This window comes from Bacillus sp. FSL K6-1338 (assembly GCF_038006965.1).
Classification (GTDB): Bacteria; Bacillota; Bacilli; order Bacillales; family Bacillaceae_G; genus Bacillus_A; species Bacillus_A thuringiensis_S.
The window spans coordinates 5027927-5046834 of sequence record NZ_JBBOWI010000001.1; the positions used below are offsets into that span (position 1 = coordinate 5027927).

The window sequence follows — 18908 nt, forward strand, 5'->3', positions numbered from 1 at the left end:
GGGCTTTTTCCTGCTTGGTAATGTCCCCTTTTTTCGTACTACAGTATTCACCTTTTCTAAGTACACGTTTCTATACGAGGTCTCACTGATTTAGCTTGTAACACTTCAATTTCAACCTATCTTTTGATTCTTAACTTTTATTTTTTACGAGTACATCCTTATATTGATCTTTAACCCAAAAAGCTGCACTCCAATTGTTGCACTATGTCTAACAATTGGAGTGCAGTTCAATTCAGATTAAACGTTGATAATCTGCAACACATTTATTTCCTAATATTAACACTATTATTACTCGATCTAAATGGCAGGTTTCTCACTATTAATATAAGAATACATAGAACAAGCAAACCATAAAACCAATCTTTTAATTGGACATGTAATTCATTTCTTGTCATTGGAATAAAAAAATGCAAAGTTGATGCAACAAAAAAGAATTTAAGTGGCCTTTCCATATAAATCATTGTTTTATCTATATATATCATCGATGTAACTAAATAACCCACAATAATTAATATTAGAGGTGCAAAAAATGGTCCTGCATTTAGTAAAGCTTCAGCAACAATAGAGAAACCAGCTCCCCAAGATAACCCTAAATACCCCTGGGAAAACCATGCACTTGGTAAAGCAAACGGAATATCTAAAAGATATATAACCTTATTTGTGACCATCCCAAGTATGGCAAGCAAATAAGTATTACCATAGGGCCATACATCCCACCCATACTTTTGTAATACAATAGCAGGTTTCATTGAACCACCCATTTCAAAAATAGCCCCTATAATAGGTGATTCCTCAAAAGAGATGGATTCAAATGCCTGCGCAATAGTAGCACTAGATAAACCCGTATCTCTTACAGATACTATGGCTGTAATGAAATATAAAAAAACAATACCAACAACCATATATTTCACGAACTTCTTAAACTTTATCGGTTTATAGCATGCATGACTAAGCCAAGCTAAAATTATGATTTTATACACCCACGATCCCCTATCTCCAGCAAGCAAGTTTAAAAACATATAGATAGAAAAAATTATATAAACAACTACTTGAACCTTTCTATTGTACTTACTACCTATTAATAGCCCCACTAAACATGGGAAGAACATTCTTTGCAACAAACCTATAAACGTCGCATCAGTGCTAGCTAAATCTGAATAATATAAAGAATTATATCCATAAATACTTGCTAACCGAAGTTCTGAATAGCTATTGTATAATTCAAGAGGAATAACTACTAAGCTCACTATTAAGCAAACGTAAAATATTGAATTCAAAGTTCTTTTATTATAATCCTTAAAAATAGTAGGGTTATCTTCCATCGCTTTGACACTTTTCTTAGCTCTGTTCTTATAACATAAAACTGCACCGCTATGAAACATTAAAATACATGCTAGCGTTAATCCTTGAGCATGAACAATATCCTCACCACTTGGTGTTCCAAACCCATTAAACATAGGTACTTTTCCAATTTCAGATGGGTTATGGATACCAAATGCCCACATAAAACACTGCCCAAAGTTAAATAGAAAGAAAAATAACATGAATATCGTATACGGAGAGAATATAGTTCCTGATAATTTATACCACGTTGTAATAACATATACCACCAAGAAAATTCCCAACCAGCTAAGCGCGAAAATTATTTCATTATAACTTGCAACAGTGTTACCTAATGACAACGTCATTAGGTATAATAGGTATCCGAACACCGCTAATAAAATAGTAATGCTCCCAATTTCCATATTTCGCCTTTTTATTTCCACCTTTTGAATATATCGATTACCACTCATGATTACCTCTATAAATTTTTTGGGCAAACTCTACCCAAATTTTTGCGATTTTCTCTGATTGTAAATCTTTTCTTATTTTGCGTGCTTCATATGATAGATTTTTCGCGAATTTTTTATCAGATAAAATCTGATTCATTGCTTGAACTAATCCATCAGTATCTCTGACTTTTATAAGTATCCCATTCTCTTCATTCTTAATAAACATCTTTGCTCCACCTATAGGTGAATCAGTTGAAATTACTGGTACCCCTATAGCCAATGCTTCAAGCATAGAATTTGAAATCCCTTCATAATCGGAGGGAATAACAAATAAATCTGAATTCGCCATCTCAGTATGAATATCATTAGAAAATCCCGGTATTGTAACCTTATCACTTAATCCCAAATGCTCTATTTGATTTAATAATTCCTCTCGCAATTCTCCTACACCAAATATTTTAAGTTTATATTCTGGAAAACTATCCTTTATCCTTGAATAAGCATTTATTAGCATTGGGAGATTTTTTTGTCTATTTAACCTACTAGCTGTGATGATTGTCTTTTCTGAACTATTCTCATTCCAATAGGGTAAATCAGATATGATAGGATTTGGAATTACAACTCCTTTTTCTTGTATCCGAGATGAAAAATATTTCTTTGCATCCTCTGTTTGAAAAACAAATCCATCACAAAACCTATATAAAAAATCTCTTACTTTTCTTATCCCTTTACTTCCAGGATATTGGTAGGGATCATTTCTCTCCGATACTATCAATTTATTTGGTAAAAAAGTACGTGATACAATAGTATATATATTAATTGTTGTATCAAAAGAAATAATTAAATCTGGATTCTGCTGTTTAATTAATTGACGAGTCCTACGCAATATCCCCATGACCCTTAGCATTTTATTTTTGTATTTCTGATTTATTGGATATAGCGTAATCCTTTTGTCAGTTACATAATTGTTATTATCACCAAAAACTGTAACAATACTAACTTCATACCCTTTTCTAATCATCTCTTTTGCTAAAATGGATATTACTCTTTCTGCCCCACCATTACTAAGAACCCCAATTACAAACATCACTTTTTTCATTTCCAATTTCCACCTACACTCCTGTTATTTCCAGCTAATCACAACCATTATTTATGACCTCATCAAGAATAGGAACGATGTAATCTTAGCTTTTTATTCGATTAATTTATTTCTGAAAAATTTTTTCATGATGCTTCATGAGCATTTTTGTAGGTATTAATCCTACAAGAAGGGGTCTATACGCATATATAGAATATTTCACAGGAATATCCAGCTTTCTACGCCATTTCTTTTTAAGCCTATATTCACAAAATCGATATTTATATTTTCGTTTACCATATGAACCTCTTGATTCATAATAATCAAATAATATATCCCCAAGGTTAAATCCTTTATAACCTTTTTCATATAATTTACACCATAAATCAAAATCTTCCGTCCTTTCAGTTTCGGGACCTGTTGTATATCCCCCAACATCAACCACGGCTTGTTTCCGCATCATTACTGATGGATGGGCGAAAGTTTTTCCAAGATAAATATCAAGAGGTGTTCTTTCACCCTCTTCTATACTTTTCCCCCAAACACCATTATCATCATACATATTTCGGCTCGTGCCTACTATTGCATACTCTAAATGGGAATCTAAAAAATCCACTTGTTTTTCAAATCTGTTTAGATGTGAAATATCATCATCATCCATTCTAGCTATATATTCTCCTTTAGCTATCTTTAAACAGTTATTAAGCGTTGGGGCAAGCCCTGAATTCTTTGGATTGCGTATAAATTTAATTCTATTATCTTTAGCAACCCATTTTTCAATTATTTCAATGCTATTATCAGTTGAGCCGTCGTCACATATAATTAATTCAAAATCAGTAAATGTTTGCTCAAGTATTGATTTAATTGCAGTTTTTATTTTATTAGCTCCATTGTAAACACCCATTATTACCGATATCTTTGGCATTAAACTTCCCCCTCTCTATAATCTTTGTCTTTAGTTAAAATTTCATTTGATGTCTTATCTAACTGAACTTGTGAATATATTTCCTGCATTCTTTGTACAATGTTCCTAATATCAAAAGCTTTAATAGCCTCTTTATTATTCACGTCAATCCTATTCCCATTACACATTAGAACCTTATTAATACTCTTAGCAAACTCTTCAAAATCATTTGGTTTTACTAACTGGCCACTTTCACTATTTTCCATTAAATCTCTATTCCCTCTGATATCTGAACAAATAACCGGTAAACCACATGCCATCGCTTCCATCAAAGCCACAGATAATCCTTCCCTAAATGAAGGAAATACAAAGATCTCTGCTGCCTTACAGATTTCAATTATATCTTTACGATACCCTAATAGCTTCACACGATTCTCTAATCCTAATTCTTTAGACAAGCTTCTTAAATTATCTTCTAAAGGTCCCTGTCCACATATTACATAATAAATAGCTGGATTATTTAACTTTGCTAGCGCTCTAATAACAGTTTCATGATTTTTATTTTTATTAAGTTCACCAACCGATAGAATAATGACAGCATCTTCTGGCAATCCCAGCTCCTTACGTTTCAATGATTTATCTACAAGTATCGTATCAAACCTTTGGGTATCAAGCCCTACTCCAGGAATATACACCACTCTATCCGCTTTAAAAGAATTTTTGGCTCTATTATAGTCTTCTTTATTTATAGTAATAAGTATATCAGTATACTTTGCTAAACATTTTTCGATAGGATAATATACCAACCAATTTATAAGTGGAGCACCTTTGAAAAAATGAAATCCATGTGCAGTGTATATTACTTTTACACCCTGCATTTTCTTACATGCAAGCCTCACACATGCTGAAGCAACAGGTGTGTGTGTATGAATTAAATCATATCCCTCGTTTTTTATAAGCTTTTTCAAATTTTTATATGCTAAATAATTTTTTCTATCCAAGGGAGAGCGTTGGAATTCTATATTGTGTATTTTGCATCCCATTTTAATTAGTTCAGGATTAACCTCTTGCACAATATTAAAGGCCATATCAACCTGATGCCCTTGTTCCACTAAAAGTTGTATATGTGGTATTAAAAAAGTATTTACAGTATTGGATATGGTCGTAACATATAATATTTTCATTTTTAACTCTCTAATCTCCTATCTAGAATTACTTCTAACACCTTCTCCTTATTAACCATGACCAATTATACTCTTATCTTAGAAACAAGTTTTTGTTACATCCGCAATAAACTTGCTATTTACAAAGCTTCTTATTAATTATCTGATTCAATTCCTTCAAAGAATAAATTGAATAATCTTCCTTAACTTCATTCAAATAACTCTTTTCACTATAAACTCCATCCCGATAAATTCTTACAGTCTGTATTGGATAAATAGAACTTATATGAAAATCTTTTTCTGGATTATCTCCAATATAAATCATTTCATTAAATTCAGTGTTTAATTTTTCTTTCATAGTCTCAAATGCCCTAGGGTGTGGCTTCCAGAACTCTCTTCCCAATTTATCAGTGATAATAATTTCATCAAAATAATTACTGGCCTTTATTGCATCTATTTTTTGTTGCTGAGCATTTGCATAACCATCTGTTATAATACCTAAATTTAACCCTTTTTCCTTTAGGCTTTTCAGACATGGTAATACATCCTCAAAAAAATCTATCGTTGGCACATGGTTACGATATGCTTCTACTAGTTCTAATACATCATTTTGATTATAGATAACTCCAATCATATCAAACATTCTATTAAATACATTTTTAGTATCCTCATTAAATAAGGTTATTAATATTTGATACAGTTCTTGTTCATCTTTTTGAAGTTTTTTACTTAGTAATTTTGAGATATGTTTATAGCCACTTTCGATATACCTTTTCTCAGAGATAAGTGTATCATCTAAATCAAATATAACTGATTTTATCATTTTACTAACTCCATGTTCTCATCTAAACATATACTACTATCAAACCTAATAAATGTAAGGTTTTCTCGATAGTTTTCATTATAGTTTAATGTTTGTCCCATTAATAAGCGCAACAAATTACCACATGAATCTGCACCACTTTGAATACTCATTGGAGCTCCTCCACCGAATCTTGGATTGATTTCAATGTACTCAATCCCCTTCTTTGTCTTCATAAGTTGAACAGTTATATGTCCAGTTGGCTGGAGTGTCTTCATTAATTTAATTACATCATTAATAATCTCTCGATCCTTTACAATCTTCCCTTTTGAAATTTCACCACTACGTGTAGCTATTCTTAATCGTGGAACTACTGTAATTACATTCCCTTGAAAATCTAAAAATACATCAACCGTAAATTCTTCCCCTTCCATAAAATCTTGGATCAGGGGCTCATTGATAAAACTTTTATATGTCTTTAATTCCGCTAAATTATTTACTTTAAATGTATTAACACTTGAACTTCCAGATTTAGGTTTGATAAATAAAGGAAACTGTATGTTCTCCCCACAAATTAATTCCTCATCTGTATACATTTTTGGAACTCCAAAACCTTCTTCTTCTAAAAATCTTTGTGTATTGATTTTATCCCTGCAAATTTTAATAACCTTTGAATCGGATATCAATACCTTAGCATGCGTTTTTTCCTCAATAAACTCCTTGTTCTCCGCAAGTAGCAATAAATCTGTATCAATCGTTGGGACAATTAACGAAATATTTTCTTGATTACAGATGTTTATAATCTCTTCAATATAATTTGGTTCACTAATTCGTGGTAACTTACAAGTTCTGTCTGCAAAATATAGCGCTGGTGCCGTATTAGAACAGTCACCTGCTACAATATTACCTTTAACATTTAAATCTCTCATTGCTTTTTGAAAATGTTGCACTAGCTCTACGCGTCTTCCCGCACTTAAAATTAAAATATTAATTTCTCTCATTATTTTCCCTCACTTTACTACCTTCAAAATATTCCATTGTAGCTGCAGTTTCTGAATTAATTCCTTCTCTAATAAAAACCTTCTTAATTGTTAAAAGGATAATCTTCCAATCCGTAGTAAAACTTACATTATCTACATACTCTACATCGTAATTAAATTTCTCTTCCCAACTAATAGCATTCCGACCATTGACTTGCGCTAACCCTGACAATCCAGGCCTAACTTCATGACGACGCTTTTGATGTTCATTGTATAGTGGTAAATACTGAACTAATAAAGGCCTTGGTCCTATAATTGACATATCACCTTTAAAAATATTAAACAGCCCAGGTAATTCATCAAGTGATGTCGAACGTAAAAACTTACCGAACTTAGTAAGCCTCACACTATCAGGTAATAGCTCACCATTTTCATTTTTTTCATCTGTCATTGTTCTAAATTTATACATCTTAAAAATATTTCTATTTAATCCAGGTCGCTCTTGTTTAAATAATACCGGACTACCTAACTTTGTTTTTACAAGAAAAGCCACTATAAGGAATACTGGACTAAGCATTATAATAGCAATTAAAGACAGTATAAAATCCATCGGCCTTTTTATAAACCTACCATAGATGCCAACTTTAGAACTCCTCATTATGCTATCCACAACCCTTTAATAATTTTCACAACTTTTTCTAGATCTGCTTCTGTCATCTTCGTATCGCTTGGTAAACATATACCATTCTCAAAAAGTTTTTCTGATACATCTGTACCAACAAAATCATATTTCTCAAAGAATGGTTGCATATGCATTGGCTTCCAAACCGGCCTAGATTCAATATTTTCTTTTTCAAGGGCTTCCATCACATCTATTGGACGGATCTTACCGTTTAGTGTCATAGAACTTAGCCAATAGTTTGGTTCATTCCACCCATTACTAGGCATAAATTCAATTCCTTCAAGATTTCCTAGTTCTCTCTTATAAAAATCAAATATGTATCTTTTCTTCTGAACCCTTTGATCTAAAACTTTAAGCTGTCCTCTACCAATACCAGCAACTACATTACTCATACGATAGTTAAAACCTAATTCACTATGTTGATAATGTCTGGCTTGATCTCTACTTTGAGTAGCCCAAAATCTTACCTTTGAAACTCTTTCTTCATTATTAGAAACGAGCATACCACCACCAGAGGTTGTAATAATCTTATTTCCATTAAAAGAGAAAATACCATAATTACCAAAACTTCCAGTATGCTTTCCTTTATAGTACGTTCCTAAAGATTCCGCAGCATCTTCAATTAAAGTAACATCGTATTTTTTACAAAGTTCAACAATCTTATCCATATCCGCAGAAAGACCATATAAATGGACTACTATAACTGCCTTTACGTTCGGATACTTTTTAAAAGCCTCTTCCAAAGCTTTAGGACACATATTCCAAGTTTCATAGTCACTATCTATGAAAACAGGTGTAGCATTCTGATAAATGATAGGGTTTGCAGTAGCCGAGAATGTAAGTGTTTGGCAGAAAACAATATCTCCCTCCCCTACTCCTGCCGCTTTTAAAGCCAAATGAATTGCAGCTGTCCCAGAAGATAGCGCTGCAGCTTCCTTAGAACCAACTTTTGCGGCTAATTCTCTTTCAAATCCATTTACATTTTCCCCGAGTGGCGCAATCCAATTAGTATCGAAAGCTTCCTTAACATAATGCATTTCATAACCTTCATCACTCATATGTGGTGATGAAAGAAATATTCTGTCTCCCATTTAAAAAACTTCCTTCCCTTAAATTAGTTTTTAAGATTAACTTTATTATTTGCAATATCTAATAATCGTTCTCTTATTTCTTCTTTACTAATTCCTTCAAAATCATTCATAAACTGCCTTAAAATCCCTTGATCAATTAAAACAGCTTTTCCTATATGAATTTTAGGGAATATTTGCTCTGGATGAATCTCACCTTCATTTAATAACTCTTCATACATTTTCTCGCCTGGTCTTAATCCAGTAAATTCGATTCCAATTTCCTCAATAGAATAACCCGAAAGAGTGATTAAGTTTTTAGCTAAATCAACAATCTTCACTGGATCTCCCATATCGAGAACAAATAACTCTCCACCTCTAGCTAATGTACCAGCCTGAATTACTAACCTAGAAGCTTCTGGTATTGTCATAAAGTAACGAATCATATCAGGGTGAGTAACTGTTACAGGTCCGCCTTTTTGAATTTGCTTCTTAAATAGTGGGATTACACTTCCCCTACTTCCAAGAACATTACCAAATCTAACCGCAACAAAACGCGTACTAGTACTTACAGATGCCATATGTTGCACAATCATTTCTGCAAATCGTTTTGTAGCCCCCATTACATTTGTCGGATTTACAGCTTTATCTGTAGAAACCATAACAAACGTATTCACTTTAAACGTATCTGCTGCTTCAGCTACATTTTTCGTACCAAAAATGTTATTTTTAACAGCTTCTTCTGGATTACGTTCCATTAAAGGAACATGCTTATGTGCAGCCGCATGATATACAATATACGGTTGATGCTTCTTCATTATTTCAAAGATTTTATGACGATCTTGAATATCAGCAATTTCTGTTGTTATTTCCACAGAATCTTTATAAGTGACTCTCATTTCCATCTCAATATTATAAATACTGTTCTCACCATGTCCTAAAAGAACAATTTTAGCCGGTTTATATTTCATCACTTGGCGACAAATTTCTGATCCAATTGATCCACCAGCGCCTGTTACTAAAATTGTTTTACCTGTAATCTTCTCTCCAATTCCTGCATCATCTAGCTTTATTGGTTCTCTCCCTAATAAATCCTCTACTTGTACATCACGGAATTCATTAACAGAGAGTTTTCCATCTAAAAGATCTTCAAGCATCGGTACAATTTGCGTTTTCGCCTTTGTCTTTCTACACTTCTCAAAAATTTCATTGATTTGACTTCTATTTAAAGAAGGAATAGCGATGATAATATGTTCTATATCATTATCTTCTACAATTTCTTGAATATGATTTGTTGTTCCAACAACTGGAACATTATAAATCTCCAATTTTTGCTTATTTCTATCGTCATCAACAAACGCAATTGGATATAAATCTGCTTCTTTATTATGTTGTAATTGACGTACTACCATCGTTCCTGCTGAACCCGCACCAATAATTAATGTTCGTTTTTTATTAGTAGCTTTTGTAATATATGTATCACGGAACATACGCCATACGAAGCGAGAACCGCCAATTAATAGTAAATGCAACATCCATGCGATTGCTAAAATTCGAACATAAATATCGTGATTAATAATTTGTTGAACAATTGCTGTTACTAGAATTGATAGCGTAATCGCCTTAAATATTTGCTTTAGCTCTCCAATACTTGCATATTCCCACGCCTTGTTATACAACTTATAAATAGCTGCAAAAACATGATGACTACACAATAATGTAATAGAACTAATAACTACTGTCATAGGAATTTTGTTTAATACATTTGGATGTATAAACCAATAACTTAAATACACGGCAGTTAATACGATAAATGAATCTAATAAAATTAATAATGAGAGCCGTCTTCGATAACTCAATATACCTGTTCCCTTCTTTATATAATTCTTATCTTATTCATAATAAAAAAGGACATTCTCTTATGAATGTACCTCTTCCTTTTTTACAAGTTCCTTCATATACTTCATTAACTCTACATTTAATTCTTCATTTTGTAGCGCCATCTCAATCGTCGTCTTAATAAATCCAAACTTCTCCCCAACATCGTAACGCGTACCCTCAAAGTCATACGCAAATACACGTTGAACTTCATTTAATCGTTGAATGGCATCTGTTAATTGGATTTCTCCACCCGCACCTGTTTGTTGATTTTCAAGGAACATAAAAATTTCTGGCGTTAATACGTAACGTCCCATAATTGCTAAATTTGATGGTGCAGTTCCTTGAACTGGCTTCTCCACAAATTGACGTACTTGATAACGGCGATCGCTTTGTTCAATTGGATCGATAATACCGTAACGATGTGTTTCGTTTTCAGGTACTGTTTGTACACCAATAACTGACGACTGTGTACCTTCATATTGATCCATTAATTGACGTAAACAAGGCGTTTCTGCTTGCACAATATCATCACCAAGTAATACAGCAAATGGTTCGTTTCCAATAAACTTACGTGCACACCATACTGCATGCCCTAGACCTTTTGGTTCCTTTTGTCTTATGTAATGAATATTAATTTTTGAGGAAGCTTGTACTTTTTCTAGCATCTCATGCTTCCCTTTTTCTAGTAAGCTTTGCTCCAATTCAAAGGAATGGTCAAAATGATCTTCAATGGCACGTTTACCTTTTCCAGTAACAATAATAATATCTTCAATTCCTGATTCTATCGCTTCTTCTACTATGTATTGAATTGTCGGTTTATCAACGATAGGTAACATTTCTTTCGGCATCGCTTTCGTTGCTGGTAAAAACCTTGTCCCCAGTCCAGCAGCTGGAATAATTGCTTTTCTTACTTTTTTCAAATCTAGTACCCCCAAAAATAAATTATTATATTTATATGTAACAATAACAAAAACCCTACCTATGGAGTCATAGTTATAACTCCATAGGTAGAGTTTCTATTAGAAATAAATTATGGGCATCTAACCCATCCTCACGTCATACTCCCGACGACAAGCGTCTAAGGTAGGTTCGAAATAAAAATTTCTACCCACAGCACGACCGAGTGCCCCCATTGATAACGGTTAGGAGACATCACCCATTCTTTATTTAAAAAATACCGAACAATTTTTTACGGCGAATTTGTTCTGGATCTTCTTTATAAATTGCTTTCCCGCTAATTAATAAATATGGATTCTCTTTCAAATCACTCATAACACTCATTCCAAATTCTTTCTCAATTAGTTCATAGCTTTCTGCTAAATGAAATCCTCTCGACGTCGTGTTATGCGCATCTGATGCGATCATATGTGTTAAATTATGTTCCACAAGCTGTAATGAGAATTTTTTAATCTTTTTACCAAACTTTCCAAGCAAACTACCTGCTGTCACTTGTGTTAATGCACCTTTATTTACAATGTTATATAACTTATCTGGTCGCTCGATTAACTCGGCATTACGTTCTGGATGAACGATAATTGGAATCATTCCCTTTACACGTAATTCGTATAATAATTGTTCGGTATAACGAGGTACGTGATTTGATGGGAATTCAATGAATATGTATTTATTTGTTTCATTTAAAGTAACGATTTTACCAGCCTCATAGTCTTCTAATAAATCACCATATAACCTGACCTCTTGCCCCGGTAAAATAGTAAGTGGAATATTATGTTGTTGTAGTTCATCATTTAGTTGTTTTATGTGATGAATAATTGAGGTACGTTCATTTACATATTTGCCATTTTGATGGTGCGGCGTTGCGACAATTGTATGTATTCCTTCTGAAACGGCTTGTTGTGCCATGGCTAAACTATCTGTTACTGTCTGGGCACCATCATCGATACCAGGTAAAATGTGACAATGTAAATCTATCATTTGTTTCATCCTCCCTCTCTCCTATAAAGATCTTTTTTCCCTTGAATATGAGATATCGCTCATATTCAAGGGAAAAAAGGAGATATGTTTCAACCATATCTCACTCTTTTAATTAGTTTGCACCGTAATAATAATATAAGCCTTCTTCACGTTTACGATCATTCAGAACAACGCCCAACAATTTACCTTTAGCTGATTCTAACAATCCTTTTGCTTTTACCGCTGTTTCTTTCTCTGTTGATTCACTACGAACAACAAGAATAGAAGCATCACATACATTTGCCATAATTTGCGCATCGGTTACAGCTAAAATTGGCGGCATATCAAAAATAACTAGATCGTACATACTATATGCTTGTCCAAGAAGTTCTTTCATTGATTTTGAACCTAACAATTCGGCCGGGTTTGGCGGGATTGGACCACAAGCTAAAAAGTGTAAATTGTCTACAGATGTCGTTTGTACACATTTTTCTAAGCGTTCACTATGTGTTAGTACGTTCGTGAGTCCAAAAATGTTATCTACTTGGAACATTTGATGCATTGCTGGTTTACGCATATCTGCATCAATTAATAATACTTTTTTTCCTTGTTGAGCAAAAACAACTGCCATATTCGCTGTAGTTGTTGTTTTCCCTTCACTTGGGTTTGCAGACGTGACCATTAATGAATGTAAATTCGTATCAATAGCTGCAAATTCAATATTCGTTCGAATATTACGATATTGTTCTGAAATTGGTGATTTCGGTTGTTGATGAGCAATTAATTGACGGCGTTGACGATGATTCTTTTTCTTTTTAAATAAATTAAGAGCCAATTGTTTGTCCCCTCACTTTTCTTGATGATGGAGCGTGTGATTTCACGTTCATTGTTTCTTCATCCATACGAGCTACAATTCCTAATACTGGTAAGCCAAGTAAGTTCTCTACATCTTCTTCTTTTTTAACCGTGTTATCTAAGTATTCTAATAAGAATGCAAGACCAACTGAAGCTATTAAACCAACAATGAAAGCAATCGCTACATTAAGCATAGGCGCTGGCTTAATTGGAGATTGATTTTCTGCAACTTCTGCTTTAGATAATACTGTTACGTTATCGACATTCATAATTTTTGCAACTTCACCTTTAAATACATCTGCAGTTGCATTAGCAATATCACGAGCTAGTTTTGGATCTTTATCCTCAGCTGTTACAGAGATTACTTGTGAATCCTTTTCATTTGCAACATTAATCTTTCCTGTTAGCGCTTGAGATGTCATATTTAAATTTAATTTTTCATTCACTTGTTCTAAGATTACTGGACTTTTAATGATAACCTTATATGTATTCGTTAATTGAATATTCGTTTGAATTTCACCAGCTTGGAACATTGCACCCTCTTGTTTCTTCTGGTTAACAAGAATTTGCGTCGAAGATTGATAGATTGGTGTCATGAAGAAAAAGCTAATGATAGCACTTACAATAGCTGCACCAAAGGCGATTACGAGGATCATTGCTAAACGTTTTTTTAAGATATGAAATAACTCTTTTAAACTAATTGTTTCTTCCATAAGTTCCTCCAACTTTCTAAAATTTACACATAGGAAAAATTATAACATATAAATCTTACATTTTTTATTTTTAATAATTCAGTTCTATATTTGTTCACACGAAACAAGTTTAATCTTACAAAATAATCTTAAATATGACAACACATTCCAATGATTTCCCAAAAATTTTATCATATCATGCTTTTTACACTGTATAACTTGATAAATAATTTTCAGAAAACAAAAAAGCCAACAAAATTTTTGTTGGCTTTTTCATATTTTAGTAATAACCATACTGTTCTTTATCTTCTCTTTTATCGTTTAAAACAACACCTAGTAGTTTGCCTGATGCTTTATCTAATATTTGTTTCGCTTTTACGATTTTATCTTTTTCTGTCTTTTCACTGCGTACAACGAGTACGATTCCATCACATTTATTCGCAAGTATTTGTGCATCCGTAACCGCAAGGACAGGTGGTGTGTCAATTAATATAATATCAAACATGTTATATGCTTCTAGCAACGCCTCGTCCATTGCCCGGCTCCCTAATAATTCTGCTGGGTTTGGCGGGATTGGACCTGCTGCCATTAAGTATACGTTCTCTATATCTGTTTTTTGAATGCATTGCATAAGTTTCGCTTGTCCTGATAATAAGTTCGTTAACCCATTTGAACTATGAATGGCAAATAAGTTTTGTATCGTCGGCTTACGCAAGTCAGCTCCAATTAATAAAACTTTCTTTCCTTGTTGTCCGAAAACGACTGCTAAGTTTGCGATTGTTGTTGTTTTCCCATCACCTGGATCCGCTGAAGTAACAATGATAGAACGAACATGATTATCTACAGATGTAAACTCAATGTTTGTACGAATGTTACGGTATTGTTCTGTAATACGCGATTTAGGCTCTTTATGTGTAATTAATTGTCGTAATGGTTTTCTTTTCTTTCTCCCGAACATATTCATAATCTCCTTTTGTGAAATGCGACATTTCCCTTTTCTCTCTTTTATGCTCGATTTCATACGTCTAATTAATATTCTTGCTGAGTTCCCCACATTTCATCATAATCAATAACATTCTACTTTGTCTTATTTAAGTACCTTAACAATATGACAATGCCCTTATTTCTTTATTACCTTTATCACTTATCCTGTTTTCTAGATAAACAATAAAGTAAGTATATGGTAATTTCCATCTATTTACAAGTTATTTTCTGATTAGTTTGTAAATTATCGTTTCATCGTTATATAGCAGAAATTAAAAAATCTCCTTGTCTTTTCACAAGGAGATTTTTTAATTTCTATTCTTTTTTATCACCAATCGCAAATGTAATTTCTGCCTCACATGCAACTTCACCATCTACTGTTGCGATTGCTTTTCCTTTTCCAATCGGGCCGCGTACGCGTGTCATTTCTACTTCTAGACGAAGCTGATCACCTGGTCGTACTTGTTTTTTGAAACGGCAATTGTCGATACCTGCAAAGAAAGCAAGTCTTCCGCGGTTTTCTTCTTTCTTTAATACTGCAACTGCTCCAACTTGCGCTAATGCTTCTACAATAAGTACACCAGGCATAACTGCATAGTCAGGGAAGTGTCCGTTAAAGAATTCTTCGTTTGCGGATACATTTTTAATCCCAACCGCTCTTTTTCCTTCATCTACTTCTAATATTTTATCAACAAGTAAAAATGGATAGCGGTGAGGAATGATTTCTTTAATTTGTTCTATATTTAGCATGTAACAATCGCCCCTTTTGTAATATTGGTCTTACCACTTGGACATATTGCTATTATCCCATTTTGTTTATTATTTGTCATTACAAAGTAACATTTTATATTTAGCACAACTTCCTAAAAAAAAATGCACACACTCTATTCCATTAAAATAGTTGCACATTTTTGCAACTGACACGGAGGTAGAAAAGAGTGTATGCCCAAATTAGGGAAAGGCAATATGTATTGAAACATTATTTGCCTTAATGTCGTATTCGACTCATTATATTATAAACGTTTTCAAATAAGGAAATATTAAATTTAACCATATATATGAATATTTTACCTGTTTCCTTCATATTTCTCTATTTTCCTTCCATTTTCGCAAAAAATCAAAATAAAAAAATATAAAAACGAAAAAAAGAACTAAGGCGTCAGCCTTAGTTCTTTCAAATTATCTCAAAGCACGCTTTGGTAATCTGTCGATATTCTCTAACATAATACCTGTACCAACCGCAACGCAGTGCATTGGGTTTTCAGCAATTAATACCGGTACTTTTAGTTCTTCTGCTAGAAGCATGTCAATACCGTGTAGTAAAGCTCCACCGCCTGTTAGAATAACACCGCGGTCGGTGATATCTGCAGATAATTCTGGTGGTGTGCGCTCTAATACGCCTTTTGCAGCTTGTACAATAACAGCTGCATTTTCTTTTAATGCTTCTGTAATTTCTTCAGAGCATACTGTAATTGTACGTGGTAAGCCTGTTACCATGTCACGTCCGCGAATTTCAAGTTCTTCACTACGTGCACCTGGGAATACTGTACCAACCTTAATTTTAATATCTTCTGAAGTACGTTCCCCGATTAATAGCTTATACTTACGTTTAATATAGTTTAAGATCTCCATATCAAACTTATCGCCAGCCATTTTGATAGAGGAAGAGGTAACAATATCACCCATAGATAGTACAGCGATATCTGTTGTACCTCCACCAATATCAACAACCATGTTACCGCTTGGTTGGAAGATTTCCATACCAGCACCAACTGCGGCTACTTTTGGTTCTTCTTCTAAAAATACTGTTTTACCACCTGAACGTTCAGCAGCTTCACGAATTGCTTTTTGTTCTACCGATGTAATATTTGTTGGACAACAAATTAAAATACGAGGTTTTGAAAAGAAGCTCTTTACGTCCAATTTGTTAATGAAATACTTTAACATTGCTTCTGTAATTTCGAAATCTGCTATTACACCATCTTTAAGCGGACGAATTGCTACAATATTACCAGGCGTACGTCCCACCATACTTCTCGCTTCTTCACCGACTGCTAATACTTTACCACTATTACGATCAATTGCCACAACAGATGGCTCGTTTAATACAATACCCTTACCTTTAACATGAATTAATACATTAGCCGTACCTAGGTCAATTCCGATATCTCGCGCAAACATTCCCGTTTTTTCCTCCTCGATATTCAAAATCAGGTTACACCCGAATTCTTTTCACCTAATTTCTGATTTTATCATAAATTTAACAGAAACGTAATATTCGCAAAAAGAATTCTTCTGAAAAATATTACCGAATGTGAACGGAATGTTTGCTACTGTAACATTATTGACGTACAGGCTTCTCTACATCTTCTTTTCTATACTTTTGTTTTGTTGCTTCTCCACCTCTTAAATGACGAATAGACTTATGATAATCAAGAATTTCTTTTACTTCATTTGCGAGCTCTGGATTAATCTCTGGTAGACGTTCTGTTAAATCTTTATGAACTGTACTCTTTGATACCCCAAATTCCTTTGCAATGACACGCACTGTCTTTCTTGTCTCCACGATATACTTACCAATCTTGATAGTTCTCTCTTTGATGTAATCGTGCACACCACTCGCCTCCCTAATTTGGATGTGAGAAGGGTGAAATGAGCCTCGCTGCATACGACTAAGAAGTAAGTGTGAGTGCTGTTTGTAAGCGTTAAACATTCTTGGATTTATAATGAAATGATTCACGATTTCTCACCTCAAACACTCTCTTTGCTTTGGTTTATACCATTGTATTGCCCGCACTACTGATATATGCTACATGTTCACTATTTTTGCGGACTAAGTTAAGAAAAATTACGTTTTTTTGTGAGAAATACGTTAAAACTGACTATTATGGCCAAAAAAAATGACACCTTGTATAAAAGGCGTCATTCTTCTCGTTCCAATTCTTCTTCTAACAACTGATGGTGGGGAACCTCTTTCTTACCGGCAATATAATAATATAAAGTGAATAAAACAAACAATAAAATAATAGCAGTCGACAGAACAAATAAAAATGACACAGTATCCCCTCCCTTTTGTAATATATATTCGAGAATCTCGTCATTTTCCCTTGTTTTTGCAACTTTTTTCTCGAAATTGATTATTTTTATATAGAAATAAAAAAATCAGCTCTCCTAATGAGAACTGATTTTTTCACTTTCTTATTCTTGTGAAGAAGAATCGTTAGATGATTGTGTAGAACCATTTGTTGATTTTTCTTCTTTCTTCGGTTCTTCTTTTTTGTCACTAGTTGAACCGCTTGTTGATTTCTCTTCTTTTTGAGACTTGTCTTCTGTTTTATTTTCTGGTTTCGCGCTCGTTGACTTCTCTTCTTTTTGAGATTTGTCGTCAGCTTTTTTACCAGAAGCATTCGTAGCTTTTGCAGCACCTGCATCAGCTTTAATTTCTGTTACTGATTTATTTAAGTAACGTTCAGGATTCACAGCCACATTGTCTTTACGTACTTCAAAGTGAACGTGAGAGCCTGCCTCTTTATTCATTGCACTTAGACCGGATGTTCCTAATACTTCACCTTGTGCAACTCTTGCACCTTTTTCTACTTTCACACTGCCTAAGCTTTGATAAGATACCGCTACACCATTTCCACTATCAACTGTTACAACATAACCAAGAAGTGAATCTTTTTCAGCTTTCGTTACTGTACCACTTAAAGCAGCAGCAACATTGAACTCTTTCCCATTCTTCGCAGCAATGTCAATTCCTTTGTTCGGGGAATATGTGTTGTTATAAAAGACAAGTGCTTTTTCTTGTTCCGCCTCAGTTGCTGCATCTTCATAGAATTTCTTCTGTACGACTACTTCCGCATTCGCGGCAGCTGGCATTTTCACTACTTCTGAAGATTTCGTTACTGGTACTGCTGGATCTTCCGATTGTGTATACGGTGTTGCTTGATCGTGGTTTGGAGTCTTCTTCGGATTAGCTCCTTGGAACCATAGCGCAACCATTAAGATTACCGCTGCACAAGCAATGTATAGTGCCGGAAACACCCATCTTTTCTGAAATAAATGTACTACCTTTTGCGACTTTTTATTATTTCTTCCTCGCATTCCATCATCACCTCAGCAATCATTTTGAAC

19 protein-coding genes are annotated in these 18908 nt (G+C 33.8%); all 19 read right to left on the minus strand.

What is annotated here, in order from left to right; all coding sequences use genetic code 11:
• Window positions 1-263: 263 nt before the first annotated feature.
• Window positions 264-1793 (minus strand): O-antigen polysaccharide polymerase Wzy, encoded by a 1530-nt coding sequence (gene wzy, locus NZ044_RS25920; protein WP_079246198.1) that lies wholly within the window; start codon window positions 1791-1793, stop codon window positions 264-266.
• The gene (locus tag NZ044_RS25925; protein WP_000757395.1) at window positions 1783-2871 is read right to left on the minus strand and encodes a glycosyltransferase; all 1089 of its coding nucleotides are present in this window, start codon (window positions 2869-2871) and stop codon (window positions 1783-1785) included. The genes wzy and NZ044_RS25925 overlap by 11 nt, the downstream gene beginning before the upstream one ends.
• 106 nt (window positions 2872-2977) lie before the next feature.
• Window positions 2978-3775, minus strand: a complete 798-nt coding sequence (locus tag NZ044_RS25930; RefSeq protein WP_079246199.1) for a glycosyltransferase family 2 protein — start codon at window positions 3773-3775, stop codon at window positions 2978-2980.
• On the minus strand, window positions 3775-4938 hold the full coding sequence (locus NZ044_RS25935; protein ID WP_097891793.1) for a glycosyltransferase family 4 protein: 1164 nt from the start codon (window positions 4936-4938) through the stop codon (window positions 3775-3777). The genes NZ044_RS25930 and NZ044_RS25935 overlap by 1 nt, the downstream gene beginning before the upstream one ends.
• A gap of 115 nt (window positions 4939-5053) precedes the next feature.
• On the minus strand, window positions 5054-5740 hold the full coding sequence (locus NZ044_RS25940) for an HAD family hydrolase (protein WP_000597761.1): 687 nt from the start codon (window positions 5738-5740) through the stop codon (window positions 5054-5056).
• Entirely contained in the window at window positions 5737-6720 is a 984-nt protein-coding gene (locus NZ044_RS25945) for an ATP-grasp domain-containing protein (RefSeq protein WP_063549135.1), read from the minus strand. Before NZ044_RS25945 ends, NZ044_RS25940 begins: the two co-directional genes overlap by 4 nt.
• The gene (locus NZ044_RS25950; RefSeq protein ID WP_079246201.1) at window positions 6707-7357 is read right to left on the minus strand and encodes a sugar transferase; all 651 of its coding nucleotides are present in this window, start codon (window positions 7355-7357) and stop codon (window positions 6707-6709) included. The genes NZ044_RS25945 and NZ044_RS25950 overlap by 14 nt, the downstream gene beginning before the upstream one ends.
• Window positions 7357-8472, minus strand: a complete 1116-nt coding sequence (locus NZ044_RS25955) for a DegT/DnrJ/EryC1/StrS family aminotransferase (protein ID WP_079246202.1) — start codon at window positions 8470-8472, stop codon at window positions 7357-7359. Before NZ044_RS25955 ends, NZ044_RS25950 begins: the two co-directional genes overlap by 1 nt.
• A gap of 23 nt (window positions 8473-8495) precedes the next feature.
• Window positions 8496-10307, minus strand: a complete 1812-nt coding sequence (locus NZ044_RS25960) for a polysaccharide biosynthesis protein (RefSeq protein WP_079246203.1) — start codon at window positions 10305-10307, stop codon at window positions 8496-8498.
• 60 nt (window positions 10308-10367) lie between these two features.
• Complete coding sequence (gene bpsC / locus NZ044_RS25965) at window positions 10368-11249, minus strand: UTP--glucose-1-phosphate uridylyltransferase BpsC (RefSeq protein WP_079246204.1); 882 nt, start codon at window positions 11247-11249, stop codon at window positions 10368-10370.
• Between the two features lie 247 nt (window positions 11250-11496).
• Window positions 11497-12264, minus strand: a complete 768-nt coding sequence (locus NZ044_RS25970) for a tyrosine-protein phosphatase (RefSeq protein WP_079246344.1) — start codon at window positions 12262-12264, stop codon at window positions 11497-11499.
• Window positions 12265-12376: 112 nt separating this feature from the next.
• Window positions 12377-13078: a CpsD/CapB family tyrosine-protein kinase gene (locus NZ044_RS25975; protein ID WP_079246205.1), complete on the minus strand. Its 702-nt coding sequence runs from the start codon at window positions 13076-13078 to the stop codon at window positions 12377-12379.
• Window positions 13068-13811: a YveK family protein gene (locus tag NZ044_RS25980; protein ID WP_079246206.1), complete on the minus strand. Its 744-nt coding sequence runs from the start codon at window positions 13809-13811 to the stop codon at window positions 13068-13070. Before NZ044_RS25980 ends, NZ044_RS25975 begins: the two co-directional genes overlap by 11 nt.
• A gap of 259 nt (window positions 13812-14070) precedes the next feature.
• Window positions 14071-14748 (minus strand): CpsD/CapB family tyrosine-protein kinase, encoded by a 678-nt coding sequence (locus tag NZ044_RS25985; RefSeq protein ID WP_118961592.1) that lies wholly within the window; start codon window positions 14746-14748, stop codon window positions 14071-14073.
• A 341-nt stretch (window positions 14749-15089) separates the two neighbouring features.
• Window positions 15090-15524: a 3-hydroxyacyl-ACP dehydratase FabZ gene (gene fabZ, locus NZ044_RS25990; protein WP_000931959.1), complete on the minus strand. Its 435-nt coding sequence runs from the start codon at window positions 15522-15524 to the stop codon at window positions 15090-15092.
• 429 nt (window positions 15525-15953) lie between these two features.
• Window positions 15954-16955, minus strand: coding sequence for a rod shape-determining protein (locus NZ044_RS25995; protein WP_340950039.1), 1002 nt, complete (start codon window positions 16953-16955; stop codon window positions 15954-15956).
• 160 nt (window positions 16956-17115) lie between these two features.
• Window positions 17116-17388, minus strand: coding sequence for a sporulation transcriptional regulator SpoIIID (spoIIID, locus tag NZ044_RS26000; RefSeq protein ID WP_000544012.1), 273 nt, complete (start codon window positions 17386-17388; stop codon window positions 17116-17118).
• Between the two features lie 308 nt (window positions 17389-17696).
• On the minus strand, window positions 17697-17831 hold the full coding sequence (locus tag NZ044_RS26005) for a hypothetical protein (protein WP_000008903.1): 135 nt from the start codon (window positions 17829-17831) through the stop codon (window positions 17697-17699).
• A 141-nt stretch (window positions 17832-17972) separates the two neighbouring features.
• The gene (locus tag NZ044_RS26010; RefSeq protein ID WP_097891785.1) at window positions 17973-18878 is read right to left on the minus strand and encodes a M23 family metallopeptidase; all 906 of its coding nucleotides are present in this window, start codon (window positions 18876-18878) and stop codon (window positions 17973-17975) included.
• Between the last annotated feature and the right edge of the window lie 30 nt (window positions 18879-18908).